We start from the raw sequence: 15,461 nt of genomic DNA on the forward strand, positions 1-15,461 counted from the left end.
TGCGTGGGAGATTATTCTCCACATTAAACCATTCGTATTTGAGTTTAGAATTTGTTTAGCAATTAGATATTAGAATTTTGAAATTGATGCACAAGGAAATACAACAAACCAAGAAGGTGTTACCAAAGAAAGTTCTTATCCTCGGAAGCGCCGCGCTGAAAATCGGTGAAGCGGGCGAGTTCGATTACTCCGGAAGTCAGGCAATCAAAGCGCTGAAGGAAGAGGGAATCAAAACGGTTCTCGTCAATCCGAACATCGCGACGATTCAGACAAGCGAGCATCTTGCAGATGAAGTCTATTTTCTTCCGGTCAATCCGCACTTCGTCGAGCAGGTTATCGTCAAAGAAAAGCCGGACGGTATTTTGCTCGGTTTCGGCGGGCAAACCGCGCTCAACACAGGCATCGCTCTCTACAAAAGCGGAATTCTGAAAAAGCACAATGTCAACGTTCTCGGAACGCAGGTCTCCACAATTATTGACACGGAAGACAGGGAGTTGTTCAACAAGCGGCTCGATGAAATCGGGGTGAAGACGTGTCGCAGCAAAGCAGTTTCCTCAATTGATGAAGCCGTGCGGGTGGCTGAGGAACTCGGTTTTCCTGTCATCATTCGCATCGCGTATGCGCTCGGCGGACTTGGCTCCGGCGTCTGTCGAAACAAAAAGCAATTGCTGAAGATTGCTACGAAAGCGCTCTCGCACACAAGTCAAATTCTCGTTGAAGAATATTTGGAAGGTTGGAAGGAAGTCGAGTATGAAGTCGTGCGGGACAAGTACGACAACTGCATCACGGTTTGCAACATGGAAAATGTTGACCCGATGGGAATTCACACGGGCGAGAGCATTGTTGTAGCGCCAAGTCAGACGCTGACGAACCGAGAATATCACATGTTGCGCGAGATTGCAATCCGGACAATTCGTCATCTCGGAATTGTCGGCGAGTGCAATATTCAGTACGCGCTCAGCCCAACATCGGAAGAGTACCGCGTGATTGAAGTGAACGCGCGGCTTTCGCGCAGTTCCGCACTTGCATCGAAAGCGACCGGCTATCCGCTTGCATTTGTTGCGGCAAAACTTTCGCTTGGTTACGGTTTGTTTGATTTGCCGAACAAGGTAACAAAATCAACCACAGCGTTTTTTGAACCGGCACTAGATTATGTCGTGGTGAAAATTCCCCGATGGGATTTGAGAAAATTCCGTCTCGTTTCCCGCCGCATCGGTTCTTCGATGAAGTCGGTGGGCGAGGTGATGGCAATCGGTCGAACGTTCGAGGAAGCATTGCAGAAGGGATTGCGGATGCTCGACATCGGAGCGAACGGCTTGGTCGGTAATTCAAATTTTCAGTTCGAGCATGTAGAAAAAGAATTGAAAGAGCCGACCGAAGAGCGCATCTTTGCTGTTGTTCAGGCGTTGAAGTCAGGCATTTCGGTTGAGCGTATTCATCAACTCTCGCACATTGATAATTTCTTTCTTCACAAAATCAACAACGTTGTTGACATCGAACTGGAACTGGAACGAGCACAACAAAAACCTCTTAGCGAGGAACTTCTCCGCAAAGCAAAAGGCGCTGGCTTCTCCGATAAACAAATCGCACGAGCCACAGAATCAAAAGAAGAAACGATTCGACAACGCCGACACAAGTTTGACATTCATCCGTCATTCCGGCAAATTGATACGCTCGCCGCAGAGTATCCTGCAAAAACAAATTACATCTATCTCACCTACAACTCATCGCACGACGACATCTCCGCCGCACCCGCGCACCAGCGCACCCCTGCCTCAACTCAGCCCGTGTTAATTCTCGGTTCAGGAGTGTATCGAATAGGAAGCAGCGTCGAGTTCGACTGGTGTTGTGTAAACGCGGGGATGACGCTGCGGGAACTTGGTCACAGCGCAGTAATGCTGAATTACAATCCCGAAACAGTAAGCACGGATTACGACGAGTTTGATAAACTCATCTTTGATGAAATCAGTTTGGAAACTGTTCTTGAAATTGTTCACAAACTCAATCCGCTTGGCGTGGTTGTTTCGATGGGGGGACAAATTCCCAACACGCTCGCGTTGCCGCTTCAAAAAGCGGGAGTCAAAATTCTCGGGACGCTTGCAAGTGATATTGACCGCGCTGAGGACAGGCACAAATTTTCTTCTCTGCTTGATTCGCTTGGCATTGCGCAACCGGAATGGACGGAAGTTACGACATTGGAAGATGCAAAAGCATTTTCGCATCGTGTCAGGTATCCTGTGCTGATTCGTCCTTCGTATGTGCTGAGCGGCGCGGCGATGGCGGTTGCCTCGACTGATGCGGAACTGTTTCGCTTCCTCAAACGCGCAACAGATTTATCGTCCGAACATCCGACCGTCATCAGCAAGTTTATGGAAAACGCGAAGGAGATTGAGTTTGATGGAGTTGCACAGCATGGCAACGTCGTCGTCTATGCAATTTCCGAGCATGTGGAAAATGCGGGCGTTCATTCGGGCGATGCGACGCTTGTCTTTCCTGCTCAGCGAACATATCTCGAAACGATGCGGCAAATCCGTGCGATTGCCAAAACGATTGCTTCTGCGTTCAACATCAACGGACCATTCAACATTCAATTCATTGCAAAGAATAATGAAGTGTCTGTGATTGAATGTAACCTGCGCGCGTCAAGAAGTTTTCCGTTCGTCTCGAAAGTTCTCAAACTCAACTTCATCGAACTTGCAACGAAGGCAATCATGGGCGAACCGATTTACGCGGTAGATAAATCGGTGTTCGAGTTGAATTATGTCGGCGTGAAAGCGCCGCAGTTTTCGTTCACACGTCTCGATGGCGCTGACCCGGTAACTGGAGTTGAAATGACTTCGACAGGAGAAGTCGCGTGTCTCGGCGATACATTTGATGAAGCGTATCTGAAAGCGTTGATTTCCGTCGGCTTCCGGCTTCCGATCCGGAGCGTGTTTCTTTCCACCGGTTCGATTGAATCAAAAGCGGAACTGCTTGATTCTGTTCGGATTCTTTCTCAGATGGGAATACGATTGTATGCAACACTCGGCACTGCGCGCTTCTTGAAATCAAACAACATTCACACAGAAGTATTGTATTGGCCCCTCGATAAACATCAACCCAACGCGGTAGAATATCTTCAACAAGGAAAAATTGATTTGGTTATCAATCTTCCGAAAACACTTCATAAAGATGAATTGAATAACGATTACATCATTCGCCGCACTGCGGTTGACCACAACGTCATGCTGATTACAAACAGGCAAATTGCCATGCGGTTTGTGGAGGCGCTTGCACGAACGAACCTTGAGGATTTACAGGTGAAAAGTTGGAGAGAGTATTAGTGGATAGTTTGCTCTCTTCTTTTTCCTGTTACCGGATACATTCTTAGTTACCGGTTTCGGGTTTGGGGTTACCGGGGATAGGCACCTGAATCTTTTTTTGTTCTCCTTCGTACAATTTTCCATCGCTTTTCATCATGAGCGGAGACTGTTCTTTCTTTTTACATTCACTTTATTTTCAAGGATCTATGAAGCAAAACATTCTATTTCTCATTCTTTTTTTCACTTATTTTTCATTCGCTCAGCAACACAAGGGGGACCTCACTGGCAACGTCGTTGATGCACAAACAATGGAAGCAATTCCCTCGGTCAATATTGTCGTTGTCGAAAAACCAACAACCGGAACGACTTCGGGACTTGACGGAACATTCAAAATTACCGGACTGGAAGTAGGAACATACAGTCTCAACATTTCTGCACTTGGCTATCAGCAACAAGTCGTGACCAACGTGGTTATAACCACCGGTCGCGCAACTCCCGTTGCCATCAAACTGGAAGAAGCGGCAATTCAGGTGGAAGGAGTAACGGCGCAGGCAAGTTACTTCAGTCGTGCACAGCAGATGAGTCCTGTCAGTTCCAACGTTATCCTTCGGTCGGAAGTTCTTCGTTCTCCCGGCGGCATTCAGGACGTACAGCGCGTGGCACAAAATCTTCCCGGTGTTGCAAGTTCTACTGATAACATCAACGAGTTAATTGTTCGTGGCGGCGCACCGTACGAAAATCTGACCATCATGGATGGTATGGAAATTCCGTCCATCAATCATTACTCAAACCAATTCAACTCTGCCGGACCGATTAACATGGTGAACGCCGACATGATTGAGGACGTGCAGTTTTCTTCCGGCGGTTTTCCTGCACAGTACGGAGACAAATCTTCATCGGTGATGAGCATGACCGTGCGCGAAGGAGACAGGAGCCGGGCATTCGCATCAAAATCGTACATGAACATGGCGGGAATCGGTACGATGCTCGAAGGCGGCTTTGCTGAAGGTAAAGGCTCGTACATTTTCTCTGCACGAAACAGTCTGCTCGAACTTATTGATAGGATTGTCGGCATTTCAACAATTTCGCTCACGGCAATTCCGAAGTATTGGGACACGCAGTCCAAGTTCACCTACGACCTTTCCCCTTCTCAGAAACTGAGTCTCAACATTCTCTACGGCGACAGCCGCATCAACATCGAAGGAGACCCGAAGGAAAAAGATGAACTGAGGAAAAATGTGCTTGATTCATCGAGCGTGCATACACTCTTCCCAATCACAAAACAATATGCAACAGGTCTAAGCCTGCGAAGTTTGTTTGGGAAAGATGGGTACTCGATGCTCACACTCTATTCTTCCGGCACGGCAACCGATATGGACGTGCGGGAAGATTTTGCAGTACGTCAACGTGATGCAGAAGGAGAAGTGCAATCATACAATATTCTTAACTCACAAAATGTTTTTTCCAATCACATGTTTGAATCGTTCATCGGCGGGAAGTATGAAATGTTCTATCAGATTCATCCGCAACATTCACTGACGCTCGGAGGACAACTTCTCACCGTCCAGCGATGGTACGATAACGTTTATCTCGGCGCTGATACTTCCCGGTTTGATTTTGACAGAAACGGCACGTACGAAACCGGACCGTTTGTCGTTCCCGAAGGATTCATCACGCAGGAATTTCCGTTCGGGAATGCAAGCAAGTATTATCTTTTTGCAAGCGATAAATATATGCTCACACAGCGTCTCGCCCTCACACTTGGTTTGCGGTACGACCATCTCACCTACTCAGGGAAAGGAAGATTGTCACCTCGTGCAAATCTTTCGTATCAGGTTGTGCCTGCTACGGGAACGCTTACGTTGGCAGTCGGCGAATATGCACAGTCGCATCCGCTTCCCTATTATGGCGATAGAAGAAACATCGGGTACAACCATTATCTTGAGCCAATGAAAGCATTCCACTACGTTCTTGGTTACGAACATATTTTTGAACATGGTTTGAAGATGAGTCTCGAAACGTACTACAAAACGTATGACCAAATCGCTGTGGAAGATGATTTTATTTACTCGGCGAACCAACTTTTCTGGTCGGATGAGCGGCGAACCATTGGCGAGAGACAATCGTACGGACTTGAATTTTTCATTGAGCAGAAGCAGGTAGAAGATTTATTCGGAACGCTGAGTGTTTCTCTCTCCAAAACAAAAGAGAAAGACCCGCGCATTCCTACGCTTGTTGATTGGTACAATTCCGATTATGATTATCCGGTTATCATTACTGCTATTGGCGGTAAAGTTGTGAAAGGCATTCGCTCGTGGTTAGATGACGCACCGTTTTATTTGAAATATCCGTCGTACATTCTTCCGCTTTCTGATGAAATGGAAATCAGTTTCAAATATCGTTACCAATCCGGGAGACCGTACACGCCACAAGAATTTGTCACGTGGAAGCAAGACCGCGAGGGAGGCATACATTGGTCTCGCGGTTCATGGATTTCGACCAACAACACCAACACCGAACGTTACCCGGATTATAGTCGTCTTGATTTGCAATGGCTCAGTCGCTTTTACATGAAGGGCTACAACATCAACGCCTATTTCGCGCTGATGAATGTCTTTAACACGAAGAACGTCTTTTTCGAAAACCACCGAAGCGACGGAACGATTGAAACTGTGTATCAGTTCTCGTTCTTCCCTGTGCTGGGGGTGGAGGTGGAGTATTGAGGTTGAATAGTTGGACTACACCTGCAGGTGTAGTCCAACTCATACGCTCTTGTTGATATTGAACGATATTTTTGGTAAACTTCTGAGTGATGAAATACAAGACTATTTTAAAACAACAATGCCATTTAATATATACTCTCGCCGGACTCAATGCCCGCAATAAATGATTATTAGGAGAAACTGTTATGAACTGGGAAATCATTATTCCGATTATTATTGGATTATTTGGAGGAGTCATAGGTTACATGGCAAAGTACGTCTTAGATAAACGAAGTGAGTCCGAAACACGAATTTACATGGATAAAAGGGAACATTATCGTAATCTTCTATTGTGTATTAAAAGTTTAAGTGAACAAAAAACAGAAAATATTGAGTTGTTCTATTATGAATATTCTTTTTTGTGGCTTCATGCTTCAGACGACGTAATCCGATCTGCCAATGAATTACTATCCATAATAAAGAGCAGTAAAGTTCCTTTAGTGATCGGTCAAGACATTCTTGGCAAGCTATTAGTAAGCATGCGACAGGATCTTGGCTTAAAATCTAAATTAGAATCATCAGATTTTATATACGTGCAATAACTTTTATTTTTATTATGGGGTGTCATGGTCGTTCCCCGTGACACTAATATTTTTACATTCAGTAATTGCAATTTACAGTCGGTGAAAACCACCTGCAATAAATGTCAAAAACAACATCCATTGCAGTTCACTCAAGCGAAATGAACTGCTGAGAACAAACGATAAATATGAGCAAAGATTTAACATCCTCTGCAATAGACAGACAAAACATCTTAAATAATCCGTATGCTGTTGAAGAAATCCAGACGGCAGCCGGAATAACAGGAATTGTATTTAATGGTGAGATAAAATTTATCAAAGACCAACTTGCCTCGTTTTTTGAAGTGGATGTTCGAACAGTCAATCGTTACTTAGAAACACATTCGGATGAGTTGTCTAAAAACGGTTACGAGGTCTTACGTGGTAAACGCTTGCAGGAATTCAAGTTAGCTATCAAAACAGGGGATGTTAAGGACATGAATGTCCTTAACACAGTTCCACAGATCGGAATCTTTAACTTCCGTTCTTTCTTAGACTTAGCGATGTTACTCACGGAAAGTGAGCGTGCAAAAACCCTCCGCGGCGTAATATTAGATATTGTCATTGATACTATCAACAAGAAAACCGGCGGCGGAACCAAATATATCAACCAGCGCGACGAAGATTTTATCGTCAATTACCTTCGGGGAGAGGATTACCGCAAGGAGTTCACAGATGCTTTGCGCGATGTTGTTGATATGGGGAAAGCGAAATATCCTATCTATACTGATAAAATCTATAAAAGCATCTTCAAAGAGAACACGCAGGAGTACAGACAAATTCTCAAACTCCACAGCAAAGAGAATGTTCGGGACACAATGTATGCAGAAGTCCTCCTCGTCATTTCAAGTTTTGAAGCAGGATTTGCTGAGGTATTACAGAATCAGTACAAAAAACTCGAACGAAAATTAACTCCTTTTGAAGTTGACGCTTTGTATGCTGAATTTGAATCACAGAGGCTGTGGGTTCCGCAAATTGAAGACATCCGTACTAAAATGGCAAGTCGTGACCTTGGATTCAGAGACGCCCTCCACATCCGGTTGAAAGAATATATCGGCGCTATCCCGACCGACGACTTTGAACGTTTTCTTGGAGAAAAAAGTAAAGACCTTTCTGCACGCCTCGAAGAAATGTCGGAAGTATTCAAACGTTTAAAAGTTCGCGAGTGAAAATTGTTTACATCAATATCGCACAAGCAATTGCAACCCATAAATTAACCGTCCTAGTAAGTGGCGGCGGTAGTGATGGGATTCTGAATATCGGATATTTGGAAAGCGCTCTTGAACATATTCAGAACGACGATTATTATCCAACGTTCGAAGATAAACTAACTCACCTTGTTTTTGCTGCAAACAAATTCCATTCATTTCAAGATGGCAACAAAAGAATTTCCATTGCATTGGGCGCTCAGTTTCTCTTGTTCAACGGATATGTTTTTATCGTTCCCCGATTTATCCAAGAGATGGAAAATATCAGTTATCATGTAGCCGCCGGAAGAATTGATAAGGAGTTACTCAAGGAGATAATCACATCCATTCTCTCTCAACCCGACTACTCCGAAGAACTGAAACTAAAAATACTCAACGCAATTCAAGACTCATAACACAGATGCACTCCATCATCTGGAAATTCACAATAGAACAATCAAACAAGGAAGAGTTTGAACAGCATTACGGTCCGAACGGAAGTTGGGCTGAGTTGTTTCGGAAATCTCCGTCGTACATCGGGACGATGCTTTTGCGCGATACCTCGAATGTTTCAATCTATCTCACAATTGATATGTGGCGTTCGGAAAAAGATTTTGAGGAGTTCAAGAGCAGGTTTTATGACGAGTATTCTGCTCTTGATAAGAAGATGGAACGGCTGACAATCAAAGAGGAATTGGTGGGAAGGTATGAAGCGACTGATTCTCCAACAAATTTTTCTTTTCAATCGGTTGCTTGAAAGCAACCACAATAGATTACGACATGTATTGCAGTTCACTGCATCGGACTGAAACAATTCATGTTATCCAATCCGTAGCGTCATAACCACATCCGAACCTTCGTCGTTTCGCTCGAAGGAAACACTGTCCATCATTGAGCGCATGAGAAAGACGCCGCGCCCGTGTTCACGGAAAAGATTTTCCTGGGCGAGCGGGTCGGGAAGTTCTTCGGGATTAAATCCGGGACCTTCGTCATGAATGCGGATTGTCAATGTTTCCTTGTTCTCATCGCAATCGCAGGTGAGTGTGACGTGCTTTTCCGGGTCTTGCTTGTTGCCGTGAAGGATGCCGTTGTTTACCGCTTCGGTGGTAACAACCAATAATTTGTTGAACTTTTCTTTGTTCAGCCGCGCAAGCCTGTTGATGCGGCGGAGAAACGGTTCAACTTTCGCAACCTGTTGTGGTTGTGATTTTAATAAAAGAACAAAATGTCGTTGCTGAGTTCTGGGCATATCAAAGTTGTAATAAACATTCCATTGTCATGTTTGCGTTGGAGGTTTGTTGCTGACCGGTCTGGCGAAGATGTTCGTACCAGCCTTTCACCTGCAACCGCGTTCCGGAACCAACCGACCAATCAATTGCTGTCGTCGGTCCGATGCTACGAAGAACATATTCCTGTTTCTTCTCCGCGCCCGCGTATGCAAAACGAGACTGACTAAAATAACGAATCCCTACCGAAAAAAACAAGAACTCATTTACACGATAACGGACTGCACCGGTGTACGTGTTTTCGTCAATGGAAGTTAACGGTCGTTCGGAAAACTGTTCCCACCGTAATTCGCCACGTTCATAGAAGCGGATGTTGCTGAACCAATCGAGCGAAATGCGTTTGGTTACGTGAACAACCGATGAATCAATCCACGCAAATTGCCGGAACGTAAAACTTCGTACGGAGGAGGAAAGATATTCAAAATCGTACGTGGTATAATTTGCCAGCACTTCAAATGTATTCATGGATGTGAATGAACTGCCGGGATTGTACAGCAGGCGCGGCGATAACCGGAAAATCCTGTTCCATGTATTATCCGAACTGCGCGTGCGTATGAGATAGACAAGATGAATCAGGCTTGCTTCAGCAGTTGTTTGAAGATGAACATACCTGTTGATTTGATGCGCCGTCGTCAAGCGGATGTTGTGTCGCAGTTCGTCCCTGTCATCATCATTGAGCAGACTTGGGGTATCGTAATGGAGAATACTGTTTGAAAACGAAAGCCGGAACGTATCGGAGAACGTTGGTGCGAAAAAAACATCACCCAACAACGATGTGCGCCGCGCCTGATTATTTTTTCGCTCCTGAATTCCCAACGCGGAATCAATACTGATGCGCGAAACACTTTCCTGTTCCGTTACGCCGTGACGCTCTTCCCGTTCGAGATAGCCAAGCCGTGCCATAACAGAAAATTTATTTGTTGGTGAAAATTTCATTCCCGCGTCTCCTTCAATCCTCAGTTCTTCAATCGTCGGAGAAATCATCGTGAGTATTGATTGAGATGACGGTTGCCCGCGGGTCGTTCTCCCGACATCACGGGAAATAATCCGACTTTGCACATCGAAATTCAAGACGTTCGAGGATAAATACTCAAACGTATTGCTGAATGCAAAAATATTTTCTGTCCGTGTTTCAATATTTGACTGTGAGTTCCTTGCAGATGAGGATTGATGTTCGCCAAGGTAAAAATCCCGTTTATTCCTCAGAAACGAAAAATCAAACTGCACGCGTGATTTTTCAAAAAATGATTTACTCACGCCAAGCGTATCACGGAATGTTTCCAGTGTTCGCGGATACAACTCTGCCCGCTCGTTCATTCCCCTGAGACTGAACCCGTAACCGCCGAGTTGCAAATCATTTGAGTTCAATCCCAACGAATAGACCAGACCGTTGTCATACAACCCTGCCTGATTATCATAGCGAATGCCGACCATCGGTTCAAGCGAGAATCGTTCTACAGGAACATACTCAACGCCGTACATGAACGAATGTGAACCTGCATTCCCAAGTGCAATGGTTTGATTATCGGAAAGCGAAAATGAATTTGCCTGAAACGTTCCATGGAGACGCGGAACAAACGGATGTCTGAGTTTGAAATCTACTGTTTGTTCATCCCGGATGAATTGTTTCTCTGTCCGGATTAATGACGAACGAAAATTCTGGTTGAAACTCACAGCAAGCGGACCGAACATGTTTCGATAATTGAGTCGTGTGTCCCAGTGGTATCGGTTCAGTAACTTATCAAAGCCGATGGATGCTTGATTTGGTATGTGAAAATCCGAAGCAGAAGTTTCCTGATTTACCTGCGCAACCGATGGAAAGGATAACAGAGCGAGGAACAGGCTCATCCACAACAAACGATATTGTACTATGGCTTTCATAACCGGGTCAATTATAGAGAATCTGTCGGCAATTAACAATCACTCAATGAACGATCTTTTGTTCGACTCGTTTTTTTTCGTCAACCCGGGTGCTAGATTGAGGTTTGGTTATCTCTTTCTCATTTCGTACTTTGCCATGCGTATGCAGCATGTATTTCTCCAAGTGTACGCCCGATGAAGAGGCTTAAACGTTCCCGCAACCGTTTTCTGTCTCCGTATCATTATCTCCCCGCATCCAATCTTCATCTTCTATCGTAATTTCGGCAAATGTTCTCCTCAATGGTAAAAATATTATTGATTGTCCCGTTTACGGTGGTGATGTCTATTATCACTACGGTTGCAATTGTTCTGACCCGAAGCCCGGAATTATTTGATACGCTTGTCCGATTTTTCTATTCGGGAATTTTGGTGTTGAGCGGCGTGAAGGTAAACGTCCTCGGACTCGAAGCGATTGATGTTTCCCGCAACTATATTTATGTTGCCAATCATGCCAGTTACTATGATATCCCATCGGTGATGACCGGCATTCCTGACAGATTCATTCGCATCATGTATAAAAAAGAATTGCAGAAAATTCCGGTGTTCGGTTGGGCGATGAAGTGGACACGGTTTTATATTCCCATCAATCGCGGACGGGGAATGGAAGCGCAACAGAGTTTAGAGAAAGCAATCGAACGGATTAAGAACGGTGAATCAGTGTTACTGTTTGCAGAAGGAACACGAACAACGGATGGAAAACTTCAGCAATTCAAACGCGGTGCATTTAATATTGCTGTGAAAGCCGGAATCCCTGTCGTGCCGGTTACGATTAACGGAAGTTATGGAATTATGCCGAAAAGTTCTTTCCGGATTCGTTCCGGTGAAATTACATTGACCGTCAGTAAACCGATTTTACCACCAGCGGAAGACGGGAAAGCATCCGAACTTCAACTCATGGAAGAAGTGTATCAATCAATCCAACAGAATTATATCAAACAATAATATGTCAGTCACTATCAAAGAAGTTGAACGTGTCGCAAATCTGGCGCGGCTCGAATTTACAGAAGAAGAAAAAGAAACTTTCACGCACCAATTGAACGACATTCTCGCGTACATGGAAAAGTTAAATGAACTTGACACGTCGAACGTCGAGCCGCTTTCGCACGTCATTGAACTGCAAAATGTTTTCCGTGAAGATACTGTTGAGCCATCTCCTCCGAGAGAAGAAATGTTGAAGAACGCACCATCGAAGAATGAGAAATTCTTTAAAGTACCCAAAGTCATCAAGTGATTAGTGATTTGCCCCAGTGATGTGAGATATTTGATATGCGTTTGTCATCTGTCAATTGTCATTGGTCATTAGTGATTGTTGTTGTTCGATCTATAGGATGTTTATCTCACTTGAGCGGTATGTGAAAATGAAACCTAAAATCTGAAACCAAACCCAAAAACTACAACCAAAAACATTAATGCCCGAAACCCGAAACCCGAAACCCGAAACCGTTTTAGGGGTTATTCCCGCTCGCTATACCTCCGTCCGTTTGCCCGCAAAACCGCTTGTTGATTTATGCGGCAAGACGATGGTTCAACGCGTGTACGAGCAGGCGAAAAAAGCCACGTTGCTGACAAGAGTGATTGTTGCAACCGATAACGAAGCGATTGCGCATGTTGTGAAATCGTTTGGAGGCGAAGTGATGATGACTTCTCCCGAATTACGTTCGGGAAGCGACCGCGTTGCAGCAGTTGCGCGGGAAATTGAGACTGACATTGTTGTGAATATACAAGGGGATGAACCGCTCATTGAGCCGGAAATGATTGACCAAGCCGTTCGCCCGCTGATTCAGGATTCAACGACTCAGGTTGGAACTCTTATAAGAAAAATCGAAACTGCCGATGAATTGCTAAACCCGAACATTGTCAAAGTTGTGCTTGATGAAAACCAATTCGCGCTCTATTTTTCCCGCTCGCCGATTCCGTATCTCCGCGAAAGTACGACGAAGGATGATTGGCACACACGGCATCAATACTATAAACACATCGGCTTGTATGTTTTCAGAAAAGAGTTTCTGCTTGAATATTCTTCATGGCAAGAATCGAAACTTGAGCAGGCAGAGAAACTTGAACAGTTACGGATTCTAGAGCATGGCGTTCGTATCAAAGCGGCAGTCACGGAATTTGACAGCATCCCGATTGATACCGCCGAAGATGCTGAACGAGTTCGAACCATCATCAAACAAAAGGAAAAATTATGAGCAACATTGAACAAAAAGAAACAATCTGGCAGGCGTTACGGCAAATGTTTGCACGTGGTCTTGTTGTGATGATTCCCGTCGTCATTACGTTTTGGGTGCTTCGCTTTCTCTTTGAAACGGTGGACGGAATCATGGGACCGATTTATTATGAAATCCTCGGAAGAAAAATTCTCGGACTCGGATTCATCACGATGATTGTGCTGATTCTTATTGTCGGTGCGTTGTCGGGGAATTTACTTGCACGCGGCTTGTTTCGATTGTTTGAAAAAATACTTTCGTCCATTCCTGTAGCGCGCTCTATTTATAGTTCGATGAAAGATTTAATGGGCGCGTTTCAAATCGGCGGCAAGGGACAATCGTTTCGCGGCGTCGTGATGGTCGAGTACCCGCGGGAAGGAATGTTCACGATTGGATTTATGACAAATGAACACGAAGTGAAACGCACAGCAGTAGCGGAACAGATGGCGAGCGTTTATATTCCGAACCCGCCAAACCCGACATCTGGCGTGATGGTACTGGTACCGGTCGCGAGCGTTCAAACATTGGATATGAGTGTGGAAGAAGGATTGAAACTTGTGCTTTCAGGTGGAATTGTTACATCGGGAACATTAACGACAAAATAACATTATGGCAAAAGATAAAGTAAAATATATTTTCATTACAGGCGGAGTGGTCTCTTCCCTTGGAAAAGGTATCGCCGCCGCTTCGATTGGATTACTCTTAAAATCGCGCGGGCTTCGCGTGACGATTCAAAAATTTGACCCGTACATCAACGTTGACCCGGGAACAATGAACCCGTTCCAGCATGGAGAAGTGTACGTGACGGATGACGGCGCGGAGACCGACCTCGACCTCGGACATTACGAACGATTCCTCGACGAGAATATGTCAAAGTCGAACAACACGACGACCGGACAAATTTATCATGAAGTAATTACACGCGAACGGAAAGGAGATTTTCTGGGAGCGACGGTGCAAGTCATTCCGCACATCACGGATGAAATCAAACGGCGGATTGAAGCGCTGGCGAAAACCGGAAAGTACGATGTCGTGATTACGGAAATCGGCGGCACAGTCGGCGATATTGAAAGTCTCCCGTTCCTCGAGGCGATTCGTCAGTTCATGCACTCGAAAGGAAAGAAGAATGCGCTGAGCGTTCATGTCACTCTTGTTCCGTACATCAAAGCGGCGGGAGAAATCAAGACGAAGCCGACGCAACACAGCGTAAAGACGCTGCTTGAAATCGGGATTCAGCCCGACGTGTTGATTTGCCGTTCCGAACAGCCGCTCTCGAAAGACGTGCGGGAGAAAATTGCCCTCTTCACCAATCTCGATGTCGAATCGGTGGCAAGCGCGCACGATGTTCCGACGATTTATGAAGTCCCGCTCCAATTTTATCAGGAAGGAACCGACGAAATTATTTTGGATAAACTTGATTTGACTTGCCCGAAACCGAATCTCGCATTGTGGAAAAAGTATGTTCACAACCTGAAAAATCCTGAACGGGAAGTCACCATCGGCATTTGCGGAAAATACACCGAGCATCAGGATGCGTACAAAAGTATTTCCGAATCGTTCATCCACGCGGGCGCGGCAAATAATGCAAAGGTGAACATCCGATGGATTCGTGCAGAAGATATCGAAGAGGAAGGGGCTGAGAAACACATTGCCGGATGTAGTGGTTTACTCGTTGCGCCGGGATTCGGCGAGCGGGGCATCGAGGGAAAAATCAAAGCGGTGCAATATGTTCGCGAGAATAAAATTCCGTTCTTCGGGATTTGTCTCGGCTTGCAATGTGCGGTGATTGAATTCGCCCGCAACGTCTGCGGATTGGCAAATGCTCACAGCACCGAATTTGTCCAGACCGAGCAAAATGTAATTGACCTCATGCTCGAACAGAAAAAAGTAACAGCGTACGGCGGCACAATGCGCCTTGGTTCATATCCCTGCAAGATTGTGAAAGGAACAAAGACGTTCTCTGCGTATCATAAAGAACTTGTCAACGAGCGGCATCGCCACCGGTACGAAGTGAACAACGCGTTCAAAGAAATTTTACAGAAGCACGGAATGATGTTCACCGGCATCTGCCCGACAAATAATTTGGTGGAGATAATCGAATTGCCCGACCACCCGTGGTTTGTCGCCGGACAATTTCATCCCGAGCTCCGCTCACGCGCAACAAAGCCGCATCCTCTGTTTAAAGAATTTGTGCTGGAGGCGTTGGTGTATCAAGCGGGGAAGAAATAAGTAAC

The 15,461-nt window shown here is 45.2% G+C and carries 13 protein-coding genes; 11 read left to right on the forward strand and 2 right to left on the reverse strand.

The window, feature by feature from the left end:
• Nucleotides 1-86: 86 nt before the first annotated feature.
• From carB to HY960_07595, 6 genes are all read left to right on the forward strand, one after another.
• Complete coding sequence (gene carB / locus HY960_07570) at nucleotides 87-3,323, forward strand: carbamoyl-phosphate synthase (glutamine-hydrolyzing) large subunit (protein ID MBI5215598.1); 3,237 nt, start codon at nucleotides 87-89, stop codon at nucleotides 3,321-3,323.
• Nucleotides 3,324-3,508: 185 nt separating this feature from the next.
• Nucleotides 3,509-6,025: a TonB-dependent receptor gene (locus HY960_07575; protein MBI5215599.1), complete on the forward strand. Its 2,517-nt coding sequence runs from the start codon at nucleotides 3,509-3,511 to the stop codon at nucleotides 6,023-6,025.
• Nucleotides 6,026-6,210: 185 nt separating this feature from the next.
• Nucleotides 6,211-6,606 (forward strand): hypothetical protein, encoded by a 396-nt coding sequence (locus tag HY960_07580; GenBank protein MBI5215600.1) that lies wholly within the window; start codon nucleotides 6,211-6,213, stop codon nucleotides 6,604-6,606.
• Between the two features lie 167 nt (nucleotides 6,607-6,773).
• Nucleotides 6,774-7,793 (forward strand): DNA-binding protein, encoded by a 1,020-nt coding sequence (locus HY960_07585; protein MBI5215601.1) that lies wholly within the window; start codon nucleotides 6,774-6,776, stop codon nucleotides 7,791-7,793.
• Nucleotides 7,790-8,227: a Fic family protein gene (locus HY960_07590; protein ID MBI5215602.1), complete on the forward strand. Its 438-nt coding sequence runs from the start codon at nucleotides 7,790-7,792 to the stop codon at nucleotides 8,225-8,227. Before HY960_07585 ends, HY960_07590 begins: the two co-directional genes overlap by 4 nt.
• Nucleotides 8,228-8,232: 5 nt before the next feature.
• Nucleotides 8,233-8,568 carry a hypothetical protein gene (locus HY960_07595; GenBank protein ID MBI5215603.1) on the forward strand — a complete coding sequence of 112 codons (336 nt, stop codon included), beginning with the start codon at nucleotides 8,233-8,235 and terminating at the stop codon, nucleotides 8,566-8,568.
• Nucleotides 8,569-8,631: 63 nt separating this feature from the next.
• Here the strand turns inward: HY960_07595 and HY960_07600 are convergent, their stop codons facing one another.
• Together HY960_07600 and HY960_07605 are read right to left on the reverse strand one after the other, a co-directional pair.
• Nucleotides 8,632-9,060, reverse strand: a complete 429-nt coding sequence (locus tag HY960_07600) for an ATP-binding protein (GenBank protein ID MBI5215604.1) — start codon at nucleotides 9,058-9,060, stop codon at nucleotides 8,632-8,634.
• Between the two features lies 1 nt (nucleotide 9,061).
• Nucleotides 9,062-10,978, reverse strand: coding sequence for a hypothetical protein (locus tag HY960_07605; GenBank protein ID MBI5215605.1), 1,917 nt, complete (start codon nucleotides 10,976-10,978; stop codon nucleotides 9,062-9,064).
• Nucleotides 10,979-11,257: 279 nt separating this feature from the next.
• On the opposite strand from HY960_07605, the gene HY960_07610 reads away from it, so the two are divergent.
• The 5 genes from HY960_07610 to HY960_07630 all read left to right on the forward strand — a co-directional run bounded on the left by HY960_07610 (nucleotide 11,258) and on the right by HY960_07630 (nucleotide 15,456).
• Nucleotides 11,258-11,959: a 1-acyl-sn-glycerol-3-phosphate acyltransferase gene (locus tag HY960_07610; protein MBI5215606.1), complete on the forward strand. Its 702-nt coding sequence runs from the start codon at nucleotides 11,258-11,260 to the stop codon at nucleotides 11,957-11,959.
• A gap of 1 nt (nucleotide 11,960) precedes the next feature.
• Nucleotides 11,961-12,248 carry an Asp-tRNA(Asn)/Glu-tRNA(Gln) amidotransferase subunit GatC gene (gene gatC / locus HY960_07615; GenBank protein ID MBI5215607.1) on the forward strand — a complete coding sequence of 96 codons (288 nt, stop codon included), beginning with the start codon at nucleotides 11,961-11,963 and terminating at the stop codon, nucleotides 12,246-12,248.
• A gap of 178 nt (nucleotides 12,249-12,426) precedes the next feature.
• Entirely contained in the window at nucleotides 12,427-13,209 is a 783-nt protein-coding gene (gene kdsB / locus HY960_07620; protein ID MBI5215608.1) for a 3-deoxy-manno-octulosonate cytidylyltransferase, read from the forward strand.
• Complete coding sequence (locus HY960_07625; GenBank protein MBI5215609.1) at nucleotides 13,206-13,832, forward strand: DUF502 domain-containing protein; 627 nt, start codon at nucleotides 13,206-13,208, stop codon at nucleotides 13,830-13,832. Before kdsB ends, HY960_07625 begins: the two co-directional genes overlap by 4 nt.
• A gap of 4 nt (nucleotides 13,833-13,836) precedes the next feature.
• Nucleotides 13,837-15,456: a CTP synthase gene (locus HY960_07630; GenBank protein MBI5215610.1), complete on the forward strand. Its 1,620-nt coding sequence runs from the start codon at nucleotides 13,837-13,839 to the stop codon at nucleotides 15,454-15,456.
• Nucleotides 15,457-15,461 lie beyond the last annotated feature (5 nt).

The sequence above is a fragment of the Ignavibacteriota bacterium genome (assembly GCA_016212665.1).
Classification (GTDB): Bacteria; Bacteroidota; Ignavibacteria; order UBA10030; family SZUA-254; genus FW602-bin19.